Source organism: Mesorhizobium sp. P2_H9, assembly GCF_056403215.1.
The window spans coordinates 73,917-93,575 of the sequence record NZ_JBFUFX010000001.1 but is presented as its reverse complement, the minus strand read 5'-3'; the positions used below and the strand labels follow the sequence as shown (position 1 = coordinate 93,575).

The window sequence follows — 19,659 nt, the reverse complement described above, 5'->3', positions numbered from 1 at the left end:
GAGAAGGTGGCCCGAAGGGCCGGATGAGGGGCGGCGCCGTGCCTACGAAAGTTTGCGCTGCCCCTCATCTGCCTGCCGGCATCTTCTCCCCGTGAACGGGGAGAAGGGGGCTAGACTGCATTCGTCAGCCGCACGAATTCCTCGACGCTGAGCGTTTCCGCCCGCCGCGTCGGATCGATGTTGGCGCGCATCAGCAATGCCTCGCCGCCGAGGCTCTTGACACTCTGCCGCAGCATCTTGCGACGCTGGCCGAAGGCCGCCTCTGTGACGCGGCCGAGCTTCTTCACCTCGGTGGGCAAGGGGCTGGCACGCGGCACCAGATGCACCACCGAGGACGTCACCTTGGGCGGCGGCGTGAACGCTTGCGGCGGCACGTCGAAGGCGATCCTCGCCTCTGTCCGCCAGCCGGCCAGCACGCCCAGCCGGCCATAGGCGTCGCTGCCCGGGCTGGCCACGATGCGCTCGGCCACCTCGCGCTGGAACATCAATGTCATCGAGACATAGAAGGGCGGCCACTCGGCAATTGTCAGCCAGCGGATCAGCAGTTCGGTGCCGATATTGTAAGGCAGGTTGGCGACAATCTTCACCGGCCCCCCGCTTCCATGCATGTCGCCGTCTGACCACTCCTGGGCAAGGGCGGCGAAATCCGTCTTCAGTGCATCGCCGGCAATGATCTCGAGCCGGCCGGGATAGTGGTCCGACACCGCTGCAAGCGCCGCCAGGCAGCGCTCGTCGCGCTCGATGGCGACAACGCGGCGGGCGCCGGCAAGCAGCAGCGCCCGGGTCAGCCCGCCGGGGCCGGGGCCGACCTCGATCACGGTACAGTTTGCCAGCTCGCCGGCGGTGCGCGCGATCTTGCCGGTGAGGTTGAGGTCGAGCAGGAAATTCTGGCCGAGCGCCTTCTTCGCCTGCAGCCCATGGCGCTCGATCACCTCGCGCAGCGGCGGCAGCCCGTCGATGCTCATATCCGAGGGCTCATGCGGCAGCGACCTTCGTTCCGGTATTGGCCAGCTTGCGGGCGAGGACCAGCGCCGCGATCAGGCTCTCGGCGCGCGCTATGCCCTTGCCGGCGATGTCGAAGGCGGTGCCATGGTCGGGCGAGGTGCGGATGAAGGGCAGGCCGAGCGTCACGTTGACCGCCTCGTCAAAGGCTAGCGCCTTGGCCGGGATCAGGGCCTGGTCGTGATACATGCAGATCGCCACGTCGTAGCCGGCCCGGGCCCTTGCATGGAACAGCGTGTCGGCCGGCAGCGGCCCGAAAGCGTCAATGCCAAGCGCGCGCAACATGTCGATCGCCGGGCGGATGATGCGCTCGTCCTCGCTGCCCATCGCGCCGCCTTCGCCGGCATGCGGATTGAGCCCGGCAATGGCGAGCCTTGGCTTGGCGATGCCGAAACGACTTGCCAGGTCGGCGGCGGTGATGCGGCCGGTGGTGACGATCAGCTCCGTCGTCAGCGCCCTCGGCACCTCGGCCAGCGCGATGTGAATGGTCACCGGAACGGTGCGCAAGTCGGGACCGGCAAGCAGCATTACCGGCGTCACTTCGACGCCGCCGTGAAGCGACGCCAGATGCGCCAGATATTCGGTGTGGCCGGGAAAGCGGAAGCCGGCATCGTAGAGCGGCTTCTTGGCGATCGGGCAGGTGACGACGGCCGCGGCCCGGCCGGCAAGGCAGTCGGCCACGGCGCGGCCGATGGCCTCGATGGTGCCGGCGGCATTGGCCGGGTCCGGCCGGCCGGGACTGTCGACGAAGCGGGCAACCAGCGGCACGACGGGCAGGGCTCGGTGAAAGACACGCGCCGCTTGCGCCGGCGTTGTCTCAACGATCGCCACATCGGCCCCGAGCCGACGCGCCCGCGCGGCAATCAGCGACGGGTCGGCGAGAAGGTAGAATGGCGGTACGCCAGCGCTGTCGCGCGCCTGCCACGCGGCAATGGCGATCTCCGGCCCTACGCCGGAAGGATCGCCGACGCTCAGCGCCAGCGGAAGTTCTGCGTCAAGCACGGCCAAGCCAGCTCAGCGCTGGACGATGCGGGCTTTCTTCCGCAACTCCTCGACATATTTCTCGCTGAGCGCGTCGGCGTTCTTGTCGGTGGAACCTTCGCTCTGGAACACCATCTGGGCGACCTTGTCGTCGGAGACTTCGCGCGACGAGCAGATGCCGATGAACTCTACGCCGCGGTCGGTCGCGCGCGTAGGCGTAGCGCCGCCGACCTTGGTGGCCTTGACCTGTTCAGCCCAGTCCGGCGGCAATTGCGGCGCCAGCACTCGGCCAAGATCGCGCACGGTGACGTCGATCAGGCCCTTGGCGAATTCGCGCGTGGTGTTGCAGCCGTTGAAGCGGGCGCGCATGGCGTCGGCCTCGCGTTTGCGCTTGGCCAGCGTGGCGCTGCGCTCGGCCGCCGGCACCACGAAGATGACCTGCTGCAGCATGTACTCGGTGGCGCTTGGCTTGGCGCCGCCTTTCTCGAGCATCTTCTTGACAAGATCCTGTTCGCTGACTGCCCCGTCCCCGCCACTTTCAGCACGGTAACGCGCGCTGAGCGCCTGGTTCCAGGCCATCTGGGCGCGGATGAACTCCTTGAAATGCTCTTTGCTGACGCCGGACTGCGCCATGACGCCGTCAAGCTGCTTGAGCTGCATCTTGTTGGTCGAGGCAAAGCGCTGATAGGCGGCCTCGACCTGGGCGTCGCTCACGCGGATGCCGAGGCGCCTGGCTTCGGTGACGCGCAGCGTCTGGTCGACCATTTCCTTGGCGGCGTCGCCCTTCTTGTGCTGCAGGCGCAGGAACGCGGCCCGGTGCGCGATGTCACCGGTGGTGATCGGTACGTCGTTGACGACGTATTTGATCTCGCTGGCGAAAGCCGGCGGCGTCATCATGGTGATCGAGACCGAGGTCGCCGCCACAAGCAGCGCGAAACCTGCCGAAAAGAGGTATTTCCTCATCGAAAGCATCCCAAATCTATCCCGGTTCCCGCCCAACCCCATGCCAGGGAGCCAAAACCCGTGCCTGCTTTATGCGGCAAAACGATGTCGCTGAAGCCGCGTGCGCCCACCCCTGGACGCGCAAGATCGCCTGTTACTGGATCGTGTCGACGGCGCTGGTCGACGAACCGAAATCGCCCAGCGTGCGGAACGACAGGTTGAAGCCGACATTCTGCGACACTTCCTTGGTGACCGAGTCGCGCGATTCCGAGAACGTCATCAAATAGGTGAAGCAGGAATCATTGTAGGCAAAGCCGACCCCGTCCTTGACCAGCACGCTTTGCTGCAAGTCATAGGTTCCGGTGCCGAAGATGCGCCAGTTCTCGTTAAGGTGCGTCGAGGCACCAAGCGTGACCTCGTGACGGTCGGTGGTGAAGCCGTAGAGCGGCTGCGCCTGGATGAAGGCGTATTTTGCACTCAGCGAAACCGGCAGGCCGGAATAGGCCGCCTTCACCTCGGCGCGGCGGACCTCGAAGCTCTGCTCGTCGAAACGGCCGCTGAGCGAACCGGAGAAGCCGCTGGGGCTGTTGAAGCCGACGAGGCCGACATAGTCGGAGGTCGGGGTCTCGAGACCCGAATAGGCACCGACATTGACCAGGTCCGGCGCGGCGAACGAGTTCTGTCCGCCTAGCTGATACGATTGGCCGAACAGCGCGTTGGTGCTCCAGCCATTGTCGTAGGCGCCGGAGTAGCGGAAGCCGACATTGGCGCGGCTGCCGCCTTCCATGCGGTCGTAGCCGGAGAATTTGTCGCGTTCGAACAGCGTCGTGGCATCAAAGACGAAGCTCTGTGCGTCCTCGTTGGGGACGCTGAGGCCGCCGACATATTGCTCGTTCGGGCGCACGAAGAGTTGTGCCATCGGTTCGACGATATGACTGGAGCTGGGCATCGAGAACAGCACCGGCCAGCGCATTTCAAGCCCGGCGGTTGCCATGTAACGGGCCAGCGACGAACGCATGTCGTCGTTCTCGCCGAGGTTTGTCGCCATCTGGTTGATCGCGGCGAGTGAGGCCGAAGATGCATTGAGGTAGCTGGCGTCGCCGCGTAGCGCCAGCAGCGGCGTCAGTTGCAGCCCGCCATCGGTGGTGAAGGTGCGCTTCCACTCGGCCTCGGCGGTGAGGCGGCCGGATTGGCCCTCGATGCCGCGCACGCGCTCGACGTTTGAGGCCGAATCAAGCGCCTTGTCCAAGCTGTCGCGGCTGATGACCCGCGCATTGACGTTGAGCGACAACTGGCCGCCGGCCACCGACATGTCGGGGATGTAGGCATAGTCGAGCGATGGCAGCACCCAGGGCTGCTTGCCGGCGCGCGCGGTCGGATCGTTGACCAGCGTGTTTTCCTGAACCTGGAACCGCATGGCGCGCACATCGAAATAATTGCGGCCGTTGAGGCCGGTCAGGTAGACCGTCGACTGATGGACGGCGTCTTTGTAGCCGTCGATGGCATAGGTACGCGAGAAGTTCTTGTCGGACTGCAGCAGGACGTCCCAGCCGAAATCCCAGCGCGGGTTGATGGCGAACTGGCCCTTGGTGCCCATCATGCCGCGGAACTTGTTCGGGTCGCCAGCGGCACCGGAATTGACGTTGTGGCCACTGCTGTCGATGAATTCGTCGGGATTCTCTTGCCGGATGCCGGCGATCTTCAGGCTGTACTCGCCATTGTTGAAGCGCTGGCGCCACTCGGCCTCGCCGAGGAAACCCTGCTTGGTATAGCCGCTGCCGGTGACGGTGAGGTCGTAAGTCGGCGACAGCGCGAAATAATAGGGGATTTTGACGCCGACACCGAGATCGGTGTTGTAGGTGATGCCGGGGATCAGGAAGCCGCTCTTGCGCTTGACCGTCGGGTCAGCGATCTCGAAGGCCGGGAGGTAGGCCAGCGGAAAGCCGAAGAACTCGAAATTCGCGTTCTCGAAGCGAACCGTCTTCTTCTCGCCGTTCCAGATGATCTTCCTGGCCTTGACGCGCCAGGTCGGCGCCTTGTCCGGCTTGTCCTCGCACGGCTCGCAGGCGGTGTAGACGCCGTTGTGGAAGGTCGTCAGCACGCCGCCCATCCGCTCCGCGCTCTCGGCGGCGAAATAGGCCTTTTCCGGCGTTTCGACGCGCAGCGCATTGACGAAGCCGTCGGCGAAATCGTCGGTGATGTCGATATGGTCCGAATTGATCTTGGTGCCGTCGCTGTTGATGATTTCAACAGCGCCGCTGGCAACCAGGCGCTTGGTGTTGCGGTCGTACACGACCCGCTGGGCGACCAGGCGATTGCCGCCATAGTCGATCTGGACGCCGCCAACGGCGGTCACGGTCTGGTTGTCGTTGTTGTAGACAAGCGTATCGGCGGCCAAAAGCATCTGCGTGCCGGCCGGAACCTTCGACGCCATGTCGGTGACGTCCTGCGCCAGCGCAGGGGCCATCGGCACGGCGCAGGCGAGCAGGCATGCCAAGGCGCTCGCCCCATAAAGGCGTGCCAAACCGGCCTGCCTATGGCTGCGCAAAACCGCCTCCCTCACTAGCCGTCTTCCTTGTATAGCAGGAATGTCACCCCAAAGAACATAGCCACGACAACCGGAACCCATGCAGCCACGGCTGTGGGAACGAATCCCGCCACGCCGAATGCCTTGACCAGCACCGAAACGACATAAAGCAGAAAGCCGGCCAGGACGCCACCCAGAATCATCGTTGCCGACTGCCCCATCCTCGCAAATCGCATTGATACTGTTGCCGCAATCAGCGTCATGGCGACAAGCAGGAACGGCAACGCCACCAGCGAATCAAACTGCATGGCGAAGGCATTTGCCTTCAGGCCGAAGGAACGGGCAACCTCAATCTTGCTCGGCAGCTCGTAGAAAGGGATGGTTTCCGGGCGCGCCAACCGTTCCTGCACGAATTCCGGCTTGAGATTGGTCACCACCCGGTCGCTGGCCAGCGACCGGACGGTGCCATTCTTGAACACCTTGACGTCCTGCAGCTCCCAATAGCCGTCGCGCAGGAAGGCGCGCGCCGCATCCTTGCGTTCGACGATGTCGCCTTGCGCAGACAGGACGAAGAAGACGGCGTCGGACATCTCCAGTCCCTGACTGAGAATGGCGCGGGCGCCGATGATGGTGTCGCCGGAGTTGGTTTTCTGCCGGATCCAGGGCGTCGCGTCGGGCGAAACGGCGTTCGATTTGCCGGAGCGTAGCTCGGTTTCGATCTGTTCGGACCAGGAGAAGGCGTGCGCGGCTATCGGATTGATGATGCCGACCGACAACACCCCGAACAAGAGCGCGCCGATGCAGCACGGCAAAAGGAACTGCCAGGCCGAAACGCCGGCCGATCGCGCGATGACCAGCTCGTATTTGCGGTTCAGCGACACCAGCGTCGCCATGGCCGAGAACAGGCCGACGAACGGCACGGTCTGCAGCATGATCATCGGCATCCGCAGCGCCGAAATGGCGAAGGCCGAGCCATAGGTGAAACCCGGCAAGCCGACGATGCGGCCGGAAAGCTCGGTGAAATCGATCAGGAACACCAGCGCCAGCAGGCCGATGAAAAACCACACCGTGATCGCCACGTAGCGGAAGAAGAAGTAGCGGCCCAGAGTCCAGCCCATTAGCGAGTCCAGCCCATCAGCCGATTCCCTGCCCGGACGCGCCGCGCCTGGCGAAGCGCAGCTTGATGGCGGTCCAGCCGTCGCTGAAGCGGCTGGCAAGATTGGTCATCCAGTCGGCCCAGGCGCCGGGCAGTTCCATGGCCCGATTTGAGACGATGAACCAGATGGCAATCAATGAAGCCACGATCGGCACGCCGTAGACCATATAGGCGTATTGCGGGATCTTGTCGGCCTTGCCGGCGGCGAAGAAGCCGAGCCAGCGCACGAACAGTGCAACCGCAATGGCCGTGATCAGCGGATGGATGCGCGCCTCGCGGTGCGAGCGTGCGTCACCGGCCACCGCCAGCGCAATCAGCGCGAACACCAGCGAGTACGACCATTCGGAAAAACGCTGGTTGACTTCGGCGCTGTAGCGGCTTGGCTGGCGCTGGAACATCTTGTCGTTGGGGCTTGGGTTGAGCAGGTACTGGGTCGTGCGGTCCTTGGGCAAAAGCGTGACCTCGTTCGCCGCCGCCATGAAGGCGGACAGATCGAAGGCATAGGACGAAAAGCGGATGACCGAGAGGTCGCCGGTCAGTGTCTTGCGATGGATGACGCCGTCATTCATCATTAGCACCTTCTCGTTGCCGCGTTCGACGACGCTGCCCGTCTTGGCGTAGTAGACCAGATTCGCGCCTTCCTCACGCGAATCGGCGACGAAGATACCGCCAAGCCGGTTGTCGGGAAGCCGCTCGCCGATCTGCAGGAACAGGCCCTCGTCGATCTTGCGGAAAGTGCCTTCCTGGATGATCAGCGACAACAGATCGGCGCGCGACGACGCCACCAGCTCGCGGTTCTTCTGCCGCGCATAGGGCTCGATGCCATTGTCGACCGCGAAGGAAAAGACCGCCGCCGCCAGCGCCAAAAGCATGATCGGCCGCACGATGGTCCAGCGCGAGGAACCGGCGGCGTTGATGACGGCCAGTTCCGAATCGGAATTCATGACGCTGAGCGTCTGGGCGACCGCCACCACCAGGGCGAACGGCACCACGATCGGGATGATTGTCGGGATGATCAGCGCCGCGACCTCGAAGAAGGTCAGCGCCGACTGGCCGCTGTCGGTGACGAGGTCGATCTTGGCAAGCACCTGCGTCGTCCACACGATGGCCAGCGTCCACACCAGCGCAGCCAGGAACACCGCCAAAGCGCGACGCATGATGTAGCGTTCAACGACCTTCATTAAGGCTTTTCTCGATTTTGCCGAACGGCATCATGCCTGCCGACAAGGTAGTCGTCCGCAGGCGCCTGTACAACTGCTTCCATCCGGCGGTTCGATCCGGTCCCGTTCCACATCGCCGTCCCGCGTGCCGGAGTGTCGGCGGCAATGGATAAGAAAGGGCGAACATCAATGGTTAACAACAGGTTGCGGCAAGAAGCGGGGCCGTGCCGCGACGAATCGTCATCGATTCAACCGCGCATATGGGATGCAATTTCGGCAAAGTCTTGCCAAATGCCGGAAAACGACCAAATGTCGCGCACACTTCCCCTAGAGCTTAGCCGTTTCCCGAAAGCAGGACCTGATGAATTCGAGACCTTCGATCGCCTTCGCCAAATTTGCCGCGCCCAAAAAGGGCAGCACCTTCGTGCTGGCGGCTGACGACGGCAGCCTTGGCGAGCCGGCAAAGGCCTGCGATCCGGCGAAAACCCTCGACCGGGCGTTCCCGGTGGCCGATTTCACCGGCAAGTTCGCCAGCCTTGTCGAAGTGCTGGCGCCGGAGGGGACAGCGCTCGACCGGCTGGTGGCGATCGGCGCCGGCAAGGTGTCCAACCTCGACGACTATGCCTGGCTGAAGCTTGGCGGCACCGTCGCCGCGTCGCTGCGCAAAGCGACGGAGGTGGCCGTCGTGCTCGATGTGCCGGGCGCCACCATTGCCGGCAGGCAAGCGGCGAGCGTTGCCGCCGGCATAATTTTGCGCAGCTATTCCTTCGACAAGTACAAGACCAAGAAGGACAAGGATGACGGTAAGAACGAGCCGAAGAAGCCGGTCAAGGTGACCATCCACACCGCCGATCCTTCCGCGGCGAAAAAGGCTTTTGCCGAAGAGGTGGCGGTGATCGACGGCGTGCTTCTGGCGCGCGATCTTGTCAATGAACCCGCCAATGCGCTGGGGCCGGTGGAATTTGCCGCCCGCGCCAAGGAGCTCGAGGCGCTCGGCGTCAAGGTCGAGATCCTGGCCGAGAAGGAGATGAAGAAGCTCGGCATGGGCTCGCTGCTCGGCGTCGCCCAGGGCTCGCCGCGCGGCGCCCGCATGGCCGTCATGCAATGGAATGGCGGCAAGGCCAAGGACTCACCCGTAGCCTTCGTCGGCAAGGGCGTCACCTTCGACACCGGCGGCAATTCGATGAAGCCGGCGTCGGGCATGGAGGACATGAAGGGCGACATGGGCGGTGCTGCGGCCGTCACCGGGCTGATGCACGCGCTGGCCGCGCGCAAGGCGAAAGCCAATGTCGTCGGCATCATCGGGCTGGTCGAAAATGCCGTCGACGGCCATGCTCAGCGCCCTGGCGACATCGTCACCTCGATGTCGGGCCAGACCATCGAGGTGCTCAACACCGACGCCGAGGGCCGCCTCGTCCTGGCCGACGCGCTGTGGTATTGCAACGACCGCTTCCAGCCGAAGTTCATGGTCAATCTGGCGACGCTGACCGGTGCCGTCATGGTCGCGCTCGGCCAGCATTATGCCGGCCTGTTCTCCAACAATGACGAACTGTCGGAGAAGTTGACGGCGGCCGGGCAGGCGACGCAGGAGCGGCTGTGGCGCATGCCGCTCGGCGCCGAATACGACAAGCTGATCGATTCCAAGAATGCCGACATGAAGAACATCGGCGGCCGCTATGGCGGCGCCATCATCGCCGCGCAGTTCCTGCAGCGCTTCGTCAAGGAGACGCCGTGGGCGCATCTCGACATCGCCGGCACCGCGATGGGCTCGCCGCCAAGCGAGATCAACCAGTCATGGGGCTCCGGCTTCGGCGTCAGGCTGCTCGACCGATTGGTCCGCGACAACTACGAGGGATAGGCTTTCAATCCTTGTTTTTACGCAATTCCTGACGGAAAACCGCTGCACACTTTTCCTGGAGTTGCTCCAGAGGCGCAATCATGGCCGACGTCCTGTTCTACCACCTGACCGAATCGACGCTGGAGGACGCGCTGCCCGGCCTCTTGGAGCGCAGCGTCGATCGCGGCTGGCGCGCCGTGGTGCAGACCGGCACCGAGGAGCGGCGCGACGCGCTCGACCAGCATCTGTGGACGTTTCGCGACGATTCGTTCCTGGCCCATGCGATCGACCGCGAAGCCTTTCCGGCGGAGCAGCCGATCCTGCTGACCACCGGCCAGGAGAATCCCAACGAGGCAAAGATACGCTTCCTGGTCGACGGCGCGATGCCGCCTGAGCTTGGCGGCTACGAACGCGCGGTATTCATGTTCGACGGCCACGACGCCGCCCAGGTCGAGGCGGCGCGGGGCCACTGGAAGACGATGAAGGAGGCGGGCCACGCCGTGACCTATTGGCAGCAAACGCCGGACCGCCGCTGGGAACGCAAGGCTTAGTAAGGGCGGTGTCTCATTTCAGTTCCGCCAAGAGTGAATCAATCGCGGCATCTACCGGAATACAATCATGGTCACCAATCTTCCTGGATTTTTCGAGGGCACCGAAATGCCTACCAGCGGCTGGTGGGAAGCACTGTGGCCCGACCCTGATGGTGTGCTCGCCGCAGTAGGGCTCGAACCGGGTATGGATGTGGTCGATCTGTGCTGCGGTGATGGCTGGTTCACGCTGCCGATCGCCAGGATCGCGCTTCACGTTACGGCTATCGACATCGACCCGCATTTCCTGGAGTTGGCGCGCAAGCGAGTGGCCGAAAACGGCGTGACCAATTGCGACTTTGTGGCGGGCGATGCTTACGGGCTTGCCAGTCTGGTTTCGCGGCGACCTGACTTCGTCTTTATGGCGAACGCTTTTCACGGCGTTCCCGAGCGGCTGCGCTTGGCTCGTGCCCTGCGTGCAACGCTCAAGCCTGGTGGCGCCTTCGCCATTGTCAACTGGCATCGCCGCCAGCGCGAGGAAACGGTGATCCTGGGCGAACCTCGCGGACCAAGGACCGAATTGAGACTGTCGCCGCAACAAACCATCGAGGCGGTCGAGGCGAGCGGCCTGCGGCTAAGGCATGTGGTCGAAATACCGCCCTATCACTATGGCGCCGTGTTTGAGCAGCCAACGGGCTGAGAGTATCCCAACTGCCAGTCAGTGCCGGGCATGTTCGCATTGGCTGTGATCAGCCAGCACCTCGATCACCCGGCATTCGCCGACCTTCCCATGCCGGCAGCCTTCGACCATCAGTTCCAGCTCGGCTTTCAATGCCGTGAGGCTGCGGATTCGCTGAACCACGTCGGCCAGCCGCGCCTGGGCTATGGTGTCGGCCGTTGCGCAGGGCTGGCTGGGATTGTCCTGCAACGTTAGCAGGGTGCGAATGGCTTCGATGTCGAACCCCAACTCGCGTGAATGGCGAATAAACGCCAACCGGCGCAAATCGCTCGCCTCATAGTGCCGGCGATTGCCCTCGCTGCGAACAGGCGCGGGCAGCAAACCGATCTGCTCATAGTAGCGGATGGTCGGCACTTTCACCCCGCTCCGTCGTGCCGCTTCGCCAATCGGGACGCTGCGCATCATTTTTCGCTTGCTCCTCTAGCCGCTAGAGAATGTAGCGTCGGACTGGAATGGTTCAAGGAATGAGACGATGGCTGCAACCGCCGCACAAACCCGCTATCGCGTCGAAGGCATGGATTGTGCCGGCTGCGCGACGAAAATCGATGGCGCGGTGCGGCGCATGCATGGCGTCGAGGATGTGAACGTCTCGGTCACATCAGGCACCATGACCGTCAGGCACACCGCGGAAAGCGATCTCGCCGCGATCGAAAAGAAAGTGACAGGCCTCGGCTATTACGTGGCTCAGCTCACAAGCGAGGCCGGACAGAATGCCAAGCTGGCCGGGCACGGCGCCAAGGGCGGTCATGACCACGCGGGCCACGACCACGCCGGCACGGCCAAAGATGACCATGACGGAGATGTGGAGGGCTTGCACGGCCACGAGCACACGCCCACCTCGGGACCGTGGTGGAAAAGCGCCAAGGGGCGACTGGCCATCGCCAGCGGCGGGGCATTGGCCGCAGCTTTTGCGATTCACTATTTCTGGCCGGCCACCGGCGTCTGGGTCTTCATTGCCGCCATGCTGATCGGCCTGGTGCCGGTTGCATGGCGGGCCGCGATGGCTACGCTCGCCGGCATTTCCTTCACCATCGAAATGCTGATGACCATCGCTGCGGTCGGCGCCGTCATCATCGGCGCCGGCGAGGAAGCCGCCACGGTGGTCTTCCTGTTCCTCGTCGGCGAGTTGCTGGAAGGGGTGGCCGCCGGCAAGGCTCGCTCCAGCATCCAGGCGCTGACCACGCTGGTGCCCAAGACGGCCTTGCTGCAAGAGAATGGCGCCACGCGCGAAGTTCCGGCCGAAGCCCTTAAGGTTGGTGCCGTCATTCTGGTGCGGCCTGGCGATCGCATTCCAGCCGATGGCAGGATTGTCGAAGGCGAAAGTGCCATCGATGAATCGCCGGTGTCGGGAGAAAGCGTGCCGGTCCGCAAGGGCGTCGACGCCAACGTGTTCGCCGGCACCATCAATGGCGATGGCGTGTTGCGCATCATCGTGACAGCGGCAGCCTCCGACAACACCATTGCCCGCATCGTCAAGCTGGTCGAGGAGGCACAGGAGAGCAAGGCGCCGACGGAGCGCTTCATCGATCGTTTCTCACGCTGGTACGCGCCCGGCGTTGTCGCCGTCGGGGCTCTAGTGGCCATCGTTCCGCCGCTGGCCTTTTCCGGTGACTGGAACGAATGGATCTACAAAGGTCTGGCGTTGCTGCTTATCGGCTGTCCCTGCGCTCTCGTCATATCGGTACCGGCGGCCATTGCGGCATCGCTCTCGGCCGGCGCCAGGCGCGGCCTCTTGATGAAAGGTGGCGCGGTGCTGGAAGGCCTCGGCAAGATCACCGCCGTGGCGTTGGACAAGACCGGAACGCTGACCCTCGGCAAGCCACAAGTCACCGATGTGATTTCTTTTGGCCGTCCTGACGCAGACGCGTTGCGTCTGGCCGCTGCCCTGGAAACCGGCTCAAGCCATCCGCTGGCACTCGCTATCCTCGCGAAGGCTGCTGCCGAAAAGGTAAAGGTGCCACCGGCATCCAAGGCGCAGGCGCTGGGCGGCAAGGGCGTGAAAGGCACCGTGGAAGGTGCCGAAGTGTTCTTGGCGTCGCCGCAGGCGGCCAGCGACACGGTCGAGCTCTCGGCCGAACAAACAGCCGAGATTACAGCGCTTAATGATCAGGGCAAAACGGTTTCCATTGTGCTCATAGGCGAAGAAATCGTCGGCGCCATTGCAATGCGTGACGAGCCCCGGCCGGATGCGTTGGCCGGTCTCAAGGCGCTGACAGATTCCGGCATCAAGACCGTCATGCTGACCGGCGACAATAAGCGCACGGCAGCGGCTATCGGCAAGCAGTTGGGCATTGAGGTCCGGGCTGAGCTGCTGCCTGAGGACAAGCAGCGCATTATCAGCGAGCTGAAAGGGCAGGGGCTTTTCGTCGCTAAAGTAGGCGACGGCATCAATGATGCGCCTGCGCTCGCGGCGGCCGATGTCGGTATCGCCATGGGTGGCGGCACCGATGTCGCCCTGGAGACTGCCGACGCAGCGGTGTTGCATGGCCGCGTCGGAGACGTCGCTGCGATGATAAGGCTGTCTCAAGCGACCATGGCCAACATCAAGCAGAACATCACCATGGCGCTGGGGCTGAAGGTACTGTTTCTGATGACTACCATAGCTGGCATGACTGGTCTGTGGCCCGCTATTCTCGCCGATACCGGCGCGACGGTGCTAGTGACAGCCAACGCCATGCGGTTGTTGCGCTGGAAGGGCTCCACGTAGGTTGCGACGGTCGACGTGCGTCGTATCACATCCGCCAGTGCAACCCAACGGGGCGAATGAACCCACGGCTGCGCCGGCCAAGGGCGGCTCTACCCGGTTCTCACGCCGCCGCACGGTGTTCTTCACGGGCAGCTTCCCACACTTCGCGGGCCGCATCGGCGTTCATAACCGCGATCCCTAAACCCACTATTAAATCGGGCCAGGCGGAGTGCCAGAGCAAAGCCGTGACCAGCCCGGCGACAATAATGGCGATGTTGGCAAAGGCGTCATTGCGGGCCGACAGGAAGGCCGCCTTTGTCAGGCTGCCGCCACGGTGACGGTACGCGGCGAGCATGTAGGCACAGGAGAGGTTGACGGCCAGAGCGCCCAGGCCCGCCAGGGTCAAGGCGATCGGCTGCGGCGGCACCGGCACGTTGAACTTCTCCCACGCCGTCCAGAGCGTGGCCAGACCGGGCACGAGTAGGATGAGTGCCAGAGCCATCCCCACTCGTGCGCGAGAGCGGACTGACCAGCCAAGTGCGAGCAGGATAAGGAGATTTACAGAGGCGTCTTCCAGAAAGTCGATGCTGTCGGCGAACAGAGACACTGACCCTATGGTGAGCGCCACCGCGAACTCGAGCCCGAAATAGGCGAGATTGAGCAGCGCGACGATAAGGACGATGCGACGGAGGGGGAGGTTCATCTTCTGAACGTAAACGAGACCGCTGCATTGGGCCACCGGCTTCGCGATGCTTGGCGAGAGGAAACAGACCCCACCCTTTCCGGTCGGATTGACTGGGCCGTCGCCTTCCGATCTTCGGGCGCTGCCTGTCATCCAACTTTCATATTGCGGCGATAAGCATCCTTAGTTCCGGATTTATGGATGCATGGACAAGACAACAGCTCTTCTTGCGCTCGCAGCGCTCGGCCAGGACACCAGGCTTGAGGTGTTTCGCCTGCTGGTGCAAGCTGGCGCCGAAGGCGTGCCGGCCGGTAAGATCGCGGCGCGCCTGAGTATCGTCCAGAACACCATGTCGGCGCATCTGAAGGTTCTCGACCATGCCGGGCTGGTTCGTGCCGAGCGCGAGGGCCGCACCATCCGCTATGTCGCCGACATGACCGGCTTTCGCGACCTGCTTGCCTACCTCATGGAGGATTGCTGCAACGGCGCGCCTGAGCTTTGCCAGCCGGTTGCCCAGGCCGTGACTTGCAGGTGTTAGGGGAGGAAGCCGTGAGCGAGTTCTGCAATCTTCCGAAGCCGGTTGAGTCCCATGGCCACTGATCTGTCACGCCGCCTCGTCGCCGAAGCGCTCGGCACCGCTCTGCTGGTTGCCGCGGTTGTCGGTTCGGGCATCATGGCCGATCGCCTGACCGATGACGTGGCGCTATCGCTGCTCGGAAACACCATTCCGACCGGCGCGATGCTGGTGGTGCTGATCACCATTCTGGGGCCGATTTCCGGTGCGCATTTCAATCCGGCGGTGACGCTGGTGTTTGCGTTGCGGCGGGACATCGGGGTCAATGCAGCGCTAGGTTATGTCGCTGCACAGATCCTCGGTGGCATTGCCGGCGCGTTCCTGGCGCATGCCATGTTCGAATTGCCCATCCTGCAGATTTCCCAGACCGTGCGGAGCGGAAGCGGCCAGTGGATTGCCGAACTGGTGGCCACCTTCGGTTTGGTCTTCACCATCCTGGCCGGCCTGCGCTTTCGCAGCAACGCCATTCCCTGGCTGGTCGGGCTCTACATCACATCGGCCTACTGGTTCACCGCCTCGACCTCGTTTGCCAACCCGGCCGTCGCCACTGCACGCGCATTCTCCAACACGTTTGCCGGCATCAGGCCGCTCGATGTCCCGGCCTTCATCGGCGCTGAGTTGGTCGGCGCGCTGCTCGCCATGGCGCTGGCTGGCTGGCTTCTCGCCGAACCCAAAACCACGGCAGAAATGAGAGCTGCGCAATGACCATCACCATCTATCACAACCCTTCCTGTGGCACGTCGCGCAACACGCTGGCCATGATCAGGCAATCCGGCGAGGAGCCGGAGGTGATTGAATATCTGAAGACGCCGCCGTCGCGTGAAAGACTGGTCGAGCTGATTGCGGCGATGGGAATGACACCGCGCGAACTGCTTCGCGAGAAGGGCACACCTTACGCCGAGCTCAATCTTGGCGATCCCAAATGGAGCGACGACGAGATTCTCGATTTCATGCTGGCGCATCCGATCCTGATCAACCGCCCAATCGTGGTGACGCCGCGCGGCGTCGTTCTGGCGCGGCCGTCGGAAGCGGTGCTCGACATCCTGCCCAATCCCGATATTGGCCCCTTCACCAAGGAAGACGGCGAAGTCGTCATCGATGCCGGCGGCAGCCGGGTAGTCTGAAGCCATATTTCGAGATTTATCGAAATAGGACTTGACCGCCGCGATCGTCGGCGTATGCTATTTCGGTGAAACTCGAACAAGCAGCCAAACAACTCGAAGCGCTCGGCAATCCGACGCGGCTCAACCTCTATCGCACGCTGGTTCGGGCGGGCGCAGCGGGCAGGCCGGTCGGCACTCTGCAGGAAAGCCTCGGCATCGCCGCCTCGACGCTGTCGCATCATTTGCACCGTCTCATCCTCACCGGACTGGTGACGCAGGAGCGGCAGGCAACGACACTGATCTGCCGCGCCAATTACCCCATCATGAACGAACTCATCGGCTTTCTCGCCGACGAGTGCTGCGCCGACGCCGCTTGCAATTCGACCGCGGAAGAGGCCGCCGCCTGATCTCTCTTTTTTGCCAGCTATTTCGGTAATCCCGGAAATATGGAAGGTGTAAAATGAACTTGCGAGATGATCTTCCTGTCGCCGTCATCGGCGCCGGTCCTGTCGGTCTGGCGGCAGCCGTCCATTTGCTGAAGCAGGGCCTGCCGGTGAAGCTCTATGAGGCAGGCAGCAGCGTTGCCTCCAACCTCAGGGACTGGGGCCATGTCCGGGTGTTCACGCCCTGGCGCTATTGCGTCGACCAGACAGCCCGAGCACTGCTAGAATCCCATGGCTGGGAAATGCCGGAGCCCGAGACGTTTCCGACCGCCAATGAGCTTGTCGCGCGCTATCTCAAGCCGCTTGCAAACCTTCCGGAGCTCGCGCCATCGATCGAAACCGGCGCCCGAGTCGTCGGCATCTCGCGCTGGGGCGCCGACAAGGTTGTGAGCAAGCAACGTGAGACGCGGCCCTTCATGCTGGTGGTCGAGACCGCCGATGGCACAAGGCGCGACAGCGCGCGCGCCGTCATCGACGCCTCGGGCACATGGCGAACGCCCAATCCGCTCGGCGCCGGCGGCATCGCTGCCGAAGGTGAGGAGGAATGTGCCGATCGCATCGCCTATGGCATCCCCGACATTCTCGGCCGCGACCGAGCGCTTTATGCCGGCCGCACGACGCTGGTTGCCGGCTCCGGCCATTCGGCCGCCAATGCCTTGCTCGACCTTGCCAGGCTGGCGGATGTCGAGCCGGACACGGCGTTCATCTGGGTGACGCGCGGCACCGATCTCGTGCGCATCTATGGCGGCGGCGATGCCGACCAACTGCCGGCGCGTGGCGAGCTCGGCGCCGATTTGCGCGACCTCGCCGAAAGCGGCCGCGTCACGCTGGTGACCGGCTTTGCCACCACCGCCATCCGCATGGTCGACGGCCGTCTGATCGTCGACGGTGAAACGAAGGATGGCTTGCGGCTGATCGGTCCCGTCGACCGCATCATCGCCGCAACCGGACAGCGGCCTGATCTCACGCTGACACGCGAGCTTCGATTGGACCTCGATCCGTGGCTCGAAAGCGTCAAGGCGCTGGGGCCGCTGATCGATCCCAACGAGCATTCCTGTGGCGACGTGCCGCCGCATGGTCACCGCGAGCTCAGCCATCCCGAGCCCGGTTTCTACACCGCCGGCATCAAGAGCTATGGCCGCGCGCCGACCTTCCTGCTGCTGACCGGCTATGAGCAGGTCCGCTCTGTCGCAGCGGCGATCGCCGGCGACATCGCTTCCGCCGACGCCGTGCAACTGGTGCTGCCGGAAACCGGCGTCTGCACGGTGCCTTCGTCTACAGTTGGCGAGGCTTCCAAAGGCTGCTGCGGCGGTCCGGCGCCAAAGCAGGCGGATGCTTGCTGCGTCGCCGACGCCGAGGCCAAAGCCGTCGGCAAGGCTGGTTGTGGCTGCGGCGTGGAAAAGTCGAGCGCGATGGAAGCCGCGGAGTGAGCGACCGCAAGGTTCCCCCTTCGGCGATCTGGGCGCTCGGCGTCACCCAGATCATCGGCTACGGCACGCTCTACTACAGCTACAGCATCCTTGCGCCGGCCGTCGCCACGGAGTTGGCATGGTCACCGAAATGGGTGTTCGCGGTGCTTTCGGCATCGCTGCTGGCAAGTGCTGTTCTGGCACCCATTGCCGGCAGCCTGGCGGACAGATATGGCGCTGCCCGCCTTATGGTGCCTGGTTCGCTGGCCGCGGCCGGTGCGCTGCTGCTGTGCGCACTGGCGCCTGGACGTATCGGTTTTGCCGCCGGGGTGCTGGCGATGGAACTGGCCTCATGCTTCGTGCTCTACAGCACGGCGTTCGTCGCCATCGTGCAACTGGGCGGTCGCGGTCGCGGCATCACCCATCTCACCTTGATCGCCGGCTTTGCCTCGACACTGTTCTGGCCGCTGACGACGGTGTTGCACAACCATCTCGGCTGGCGCGAGGTTCTCCTCCTCTTCGCCGCGCTCAATATCGGCGTCTGCCTGCCGATCCACTGGTGGCTCGCGCGGTTTTCCCGCAGCATTGGCGAGAAGCACCGGATCGTTCCCGCCACTGCCGGCATCTCGACGCCCACGCAACGCGATGGCTGGTCGCCGATCTTCGTCCTGATGCTGGTAGGCTTTGCCATCGAGGGGTTCATGCTGTCGGCGATCCTGGTCCAAATGGTGCCGTTGCTGACGATGGTCGGGCTTGGCGGAGCAGCCGTGATTGTCGCCAGCCTGTTTGGCCCCTCGCAGGTGGCGAGCCGCCTGGTCAACATGCTGTTCGGCCATGGCCTGTCCCAGACATGGCTGGCGCTCGGCGCCACTGCGGCTTTGGCTGGCGGTCTTGCGGTGCTGCTTGTTGCGGCGCCGTCAGTGCCGGGCGCCGTCCTGTTTGCCGTGTTGTTCGGTTTCGGTTCGGGCCTGATGAGCATCGTCACCGGCACGTTGCCGCTCGAATTGTTCGGCCACGCGCGCTACGGCTCCTATGTCGGCTGGATCACCGCGGCGCGTCAGTTCTGTTCCGCCTTCGCGCCGTTTGGTCTGACTTTCATGATTGCCGCCGTCGGCGTCTTTCCGGCGCTTTGGCTCAACGTGCTGGTCGGGCTGTGTGGAATTGCGGCGTTTGCCGGGATTGCCTTGCTCAGCCGGAGCCAGAACAAATCGCGCAAGACTGCGGATGAGACCACCGCGGCACTTGGTGCGGAGATCGTCTGACGAGCGTCCTTGTCAAGACAGGCGACGGCCCGCTTCTCCGGGCCATCGCTTCCCTGTCTTCAAAACCTCACTGCCCGCCCATTTCCTTCTTGAACGTGTCGAAATCGATTTGCATGCCGTTGAAGACGGTGCTCCAGTGGCGGGTCAGCGCCGACACGGCCACGGCCTCCTGGATTTCCTCGTCGGTGGCGCCGGCGCGCTTGGCATCCTGCGTGTCCGACCAGATGCAGTAGGTGCACGGGATCTGCGCTGCGACGGCCAGCGAGATCAGCGACTTGACCTTGGGCGGCAGCGCCGTCTTGTCACTCAACTGCAAAGCCTTGACCTCGGCCCACGCGCCGGGCACAGCGGCTTTCGGAAACTGTTTCACGAAGCTTGGCACGCCGCCCATCGTCGCCTGCATGTCCTTGATGGCTGCGTCATAGTCGTCGGCATGGGCCGGCGCCGACAGCGCAAGCGCGCAGGCGGCAACGGCGAGCAGGGACGCACGGCGGATGGAAGACGGCACGGATGAAAGAATGCGGTAAGCAGACATGATTTTTCTCCTCTGGTCTTTGTTAGCCTTACGATGTAAGGTGATGCGGAAAATGAACCTTACAGTGTAAGTTGTCAAGCGACGCCATGGACTC

At 63.6% G+C, this 19,659-nt stretch carries 19 protein-coding genes; 10 read left to right on the top strand and 9 right to left on the bottom strand.

Features of this window, described 5'->3' with window-relative positions; translation table 11 throughout:
- Positions 1 to 110 precede the first annotated feature (110 nt).
- The 6 genes from rsmA to lptF form a co-directional block, all read right to left on the bottom strand.
- On the bottom strand, positions 111 to 965 hold the full coding sequence (gene rsmA, locus AC1DXN_RS00535) for a 16S rRNA (adenine(1518)-N(6)/adenine(1519)-N(6))-dimethyltransferase RsmA (protein WP_477272237.1): 855 nt from the start codon (positions 963 to 965) through the stop codon (positions 111 to 113).
- 10 nt (positions 966 to 975) lie between these two features.
- Positions 976 to 2,004, bottom strand: a complete 1,029-nt coding sequence (pdxA, locus tag AC1DXN_RS00530) for a 4-hydroxythreonine-4-phosphate dehydrogenase PdxA (protein ID WP_477272239.1) — start codon at positions 2,002 to 2,004, stop codon at positions 976 to 978.
- 12 nt (positions 2,005 to 2,016) lie between these two features.
- Positions 2,017 to 2,955 carry a peptidylprolyl isomerase gene (locus AC1DXN_RS00525; protein WP_477272241.1) on the bottom strand — a complete coding sequence of 313 codons (939 nt, stop codon included), beginning with the start codon at positions 2,953 to 2,955 and terminating at the stop codon, positions 2,017 to 2,019.
- A gap of 124 nt (positions 2,956 to 3,079) precedes the next feature.
- A complete protein-coding gene (locus AC1DXN_RS00520) occupies positions 3,080 to 5,488 on the bottom strand; it encodes an LPS-assembly protein LptD (RefSeq protein WP_477272243.1) in 2,409 nt (802 codons plus the stop codon).
- Positions 5,488 to 6,570: an LPS export ABC transporter permease LptG gene (gene lptG, locus AC1DXN_RS00515; RefSeq protein ID WP_477272245.1), complete on the bottom strand. Its 1,083-nt coding sequence runs from the start codon at positions 6,568 to 6,570 to the stop codon at positions 5,488 to 5,490. Before lptG ends, AC1DXN_RS00520 begins: the two co-directional genes overlap by 1 nt.
- Before the next feature lie 16 nt (positions 6,571 to 6,586).
- Positions 6,587 to 7,789, bottom strand: a complete 1,203-nt coding sequence (gene lptF / locus AC1DXN_RS00510; protein WP_477272247.1) for an LPS export ABC transporter permease LptF — start codon at positions 7,787 to 7,789, stop codon at positions 6,587 to 6,589.
- Positions 7,790 to 8,129: 340 nt separating this feature from the next.
- Between lptF and AC1DXN_RS00505 the strand changes: the two genes are divergently transcribed.
- From AC1DXN_RS00505 to AC1DXN_RS00495, 3 genes are all read left to right on the top strand, one after another.
- Positions 8,130 to 9,626 (top strand): leucyl aminopeptidase, encoded by a 1,497-nt coding sequence (locus AC1DXN_RS00505; protein WP_477272249.1) that lies wholly within the window; start codon positions 8,130 to 8,132, stop codon positions 9,624 to 9,626.
- 80 nt (positions 9,627 to 9,706) lie between these two features.
- Positions 9,707 to 10,156, top strand: coding sequence for a DNA polymerase III subunit chi (locus tag AC1DXN_RS00500; protein WP_477272251.1), 450 nt, complete (start codon positions 9,707 to 9,709; stop codon positions 10,154 to 10,156).
- A gap of 67 nt (positions 10,157 to 10,223) precedes the next feature.
- A complete protein-coding gene (locus tag AC1DXN_RS00495) occupies positions 10,224 to 10,832 on the top strand; it encodes a class I SAM-dependent methyltransferase (protein ID WP_477272253.1) in 609 nt (202 codons plus the stop codon).
- 18 nt (positions 10,833 to 10,850) lie between these two features.
- Here the strand turns inward: AC1DXN_RS00495 and AC1DXN_RS00490 are convergent, their stop codons facing one another.
- Positions 10,851 to 11,273 (bottom strand): MerR family transcriptional regulator, encoded by a 423-nt coding sequence (locus AC1DXN_RS00490; protein WP_477272437.1) that lies wholly within the window; start codon positions 11,271 to 11,273, stop codon positions 10,851 to 10,853.
- A 70-nt stretch (positions 11,274 to 11,343) separates the two neighbouring features.
- On the opposite strand from AC1DXN_RS00490, the gene AC1DXN_RS00485 reads away from it, so the two are divergent.
- Complete coding sequence (locus AC1DXN_RS00485; protein WP_477272255.1) at positions 11,344 to 13,578, top strand: heavy metal translocating P-type ATPase; 2,235 nt, start codon at positions 11,344 to 11,346, stop codon at positions 13,576 to 13,578.
- A gap of 100 nt (positions 13,579 to 13,678) precedes the next feature.
- Here AC1DXN_RS00485 and AC1DXN_RS00480 read toward each other — a convergent pair whose 3' ends face one another.
- Positions 13,679 to 14,260 (bottom strand): cation efflux transmembrane domain-containing protein, encoded by a 582-nt coding sequence (locus AC1DXN_RS00480; protein WP_477272439.1) that lies wholly within the window; start codon positions 14,258 to 14,260, stop codon positions 13,679 to 13,681.
- Positions 14,261 to 14,444: 184 nt separating this feature from the next.
- Between AC1DXN_RS00480 and AC1DXN_RS00475 the strand changes: the two genes are divergently transcribed.
- The 6 genes from AC1DXN_RS00475 (at position 14,445) to arsK (ending at position 19,030) form a co-directional block, all read left to right on the top strand.
- Complete coding sequence (locus tag AC1DXN_RS00475) at positions 14,445 to 14,777, top strand: ArsR/SmtB family transcription factor (protein ID WP_477248277.1); 333 nt, start codon at positions 14,445 to 14,447, stop codon at positions 14,775 to 14,777.
- Positions 14,778 to 14,828: 51 nt separating this feature from the next.
- Positions 14,829 to 15,518 (top strand): aquaporin, encoded by a 690-nt coding sequence (locus AC1DXN_RS00470; protein WP_477272257.1) that lies wholly within the window; start codon positions 14,829 to 14,831, stop codon positions 15,516 to 15,518.
- On the top strand, positions 15,515 to 15,937 hold the full coding sequence (gene arsC, locus AC1DXN_RS00465) for an arsenate reductase (glutaredoxin) (protein WP_477272258.1): 423 nt from the start codon (positions 15,515 to 15,517) through the stop codon (positions 15,935 to 15,937). The genes AC1DXN_RS00470 and arsC overlap by 4 nt, the downstream gene beginning before the upstream one ends.
- A gap of 65 nt (positions 15,938 to 16,002) precedes the next feature.
- Positions 16,003 to 16,323: an ArsR/SmtB family transcription factor gene (locus AC1DXN_RS00460; protein ID WP_477272260.1), complete on the top strand. Its 321-nt coding sequence runs from the start codon at positions 16,003 to 16,005 to the stop codon at positions 16,321 to 16,323.
- A 53-nt stretch (positions 16,324 to 16,376) separates the two neighbouring features.
- Positions 16,377 to 17,789, top strand: a complete 1,413-nt coding sequence (locus AC1DXN_RS00455) for an NAD(P)-binding protein (RefSeq protein WP_477272262.1) — start codon at positions 16,377 to 16,379, stop codon at positions 17,787 to 17,789.
- On the top strand, positions 17,786 to 19,030 hold the full coding sequence (gene arsK, locus AC1DXN_RS00450; protein WP_477272264.1) for an arsenite efflux MFS transporter ArsK: 1,245 nt from the start codon (positions 17,786 to 17,788) through the stop codon (positions 19,028 to 19,030). Before AC1DXN_RS00455 ends, arsK begins: the two co-directional genes overlap by 4 nt.
- Before the next feature lie 67 nt (positions 19,031 to 19,097).
- Here the strand turns inward: arsK and AC1DXN_RS00445 are convergent, their stop codons facing one another.
- On the bottom strand, positions 19,098 to 19,565 hold the full coding sequence (locus AC1DXN_RS00445) for a carboxymuconolactone decarboxylase family protein (protein ID WP_477272266.1): 468 nt from the start codon (positions 19,563 to 19,565) through the stop codon (positions 19,098 to 19,100).
- Between the last annotated feature and the right edge of the window lie 94 nt (positions 19,566 to 19,659).

Coding starts and splice junctions, on each gene's coding strand:
- rsmA (WP_477272237.1), bottom strand. CDS start 965: ATGAGCATCGACGGGCTGCCGCCGCTGCGCGAGGTGATCGAGCGCCAT.
- AC1DXN_RS00525 (WP_477272241.1), bottom strand. CDS start 2,955: ATGCTTTCGATGAGGAAATACCTCTTTTCGGCAGGTTTCGCGCTGCTT.
- lptG (WP_477272245.1), bottom strand. CDS start 6,570: ATGGGCTGGACTCTGGGCCGCTACTTCTTCTTCCGCTACGTGGCGATC.
- lptF (WP_477272247.1), bottom strand. CDS start 7,789: ATGAAGGTCGTTGAACGCTACATCATGCGTCGCGCTTTGGCGGTGTTC.
- AC1DXN_RS00505 (WP_477272249.1), top strand. CDS start 8,130: ATGAATTCGAGACCTTCGATCGCCTTCGCCAAATTTGCCGCGCCCAAA.
- AC1DXN_RS00500 (WP_477272251.1), top strand. CDS start 9,707: ATGGCCGACGTCCTGTTCTACCACCTGACCGAATCGACGCTGGAGGAC.
- AC1DXN_RS00495 (WP_477272253.1), top strand. CDS start 10,224: ATGGTCACCAATCTTCCTGGATTTTTCGAGGGCACCGAAATGCCTACC.
- AC1DXN_RS00490 (WP_477272437.1), bottom strand. CDS start 11,273: ATGCGCAGCGTCCCGATTGGCGAAGCGGCACGACGGAGCGGGGTGAAA.
- AC1DXN_RS00485 (WP_477272255.1), top strand. CDS start 11,344: ATGGCTGCAACCGCCGCACAAACCCGCTATCGCGTCGAAGGCATGGAT.
- AC1DXN_RS00480 (WP_477272439.1), bottom strand. CDS start 14,260: ATGAACCTCCCCCTCCGTCGCATCGTCCTTATCGTCGCGCTGCTCAAT.
- AC1DXN_RS00475 (WP_477248277.1), top strand. CDS start 14,445: ATGGACAAGACAACAGCTCTTCTTGCGCTCGCAGCGCTCGGCCAGGAC.
- AC1DXN_RS00470 (WP_477272257.1), top strand. CDS start 14,829: ATGGCCACTGATCTGTCACGCCGCCTCGTCGCCGAAGCGCTCGGCACC.
- arsC (WP_477272258.1), top strand. CDS start 15,515: ATGACCATCACCATCTATCACAACCCTTCCTGTGGCACGTCGCGCAAC.
- AC1DXN_RS00455 (WP_477272262.1), top strand. CDS start 16,377: ATGAACTTGCGAGATGATCTTCCTGTCGCCGTCATCGGCGCCGGTCCT.
- AC1DXN_RS00445 (WP_477272266.1), bottom strand. CDS start 19,565: ATGTCTGCTTACCGCATTCTTTCATCCGTGCCGTCTTCCATCCGCCGT.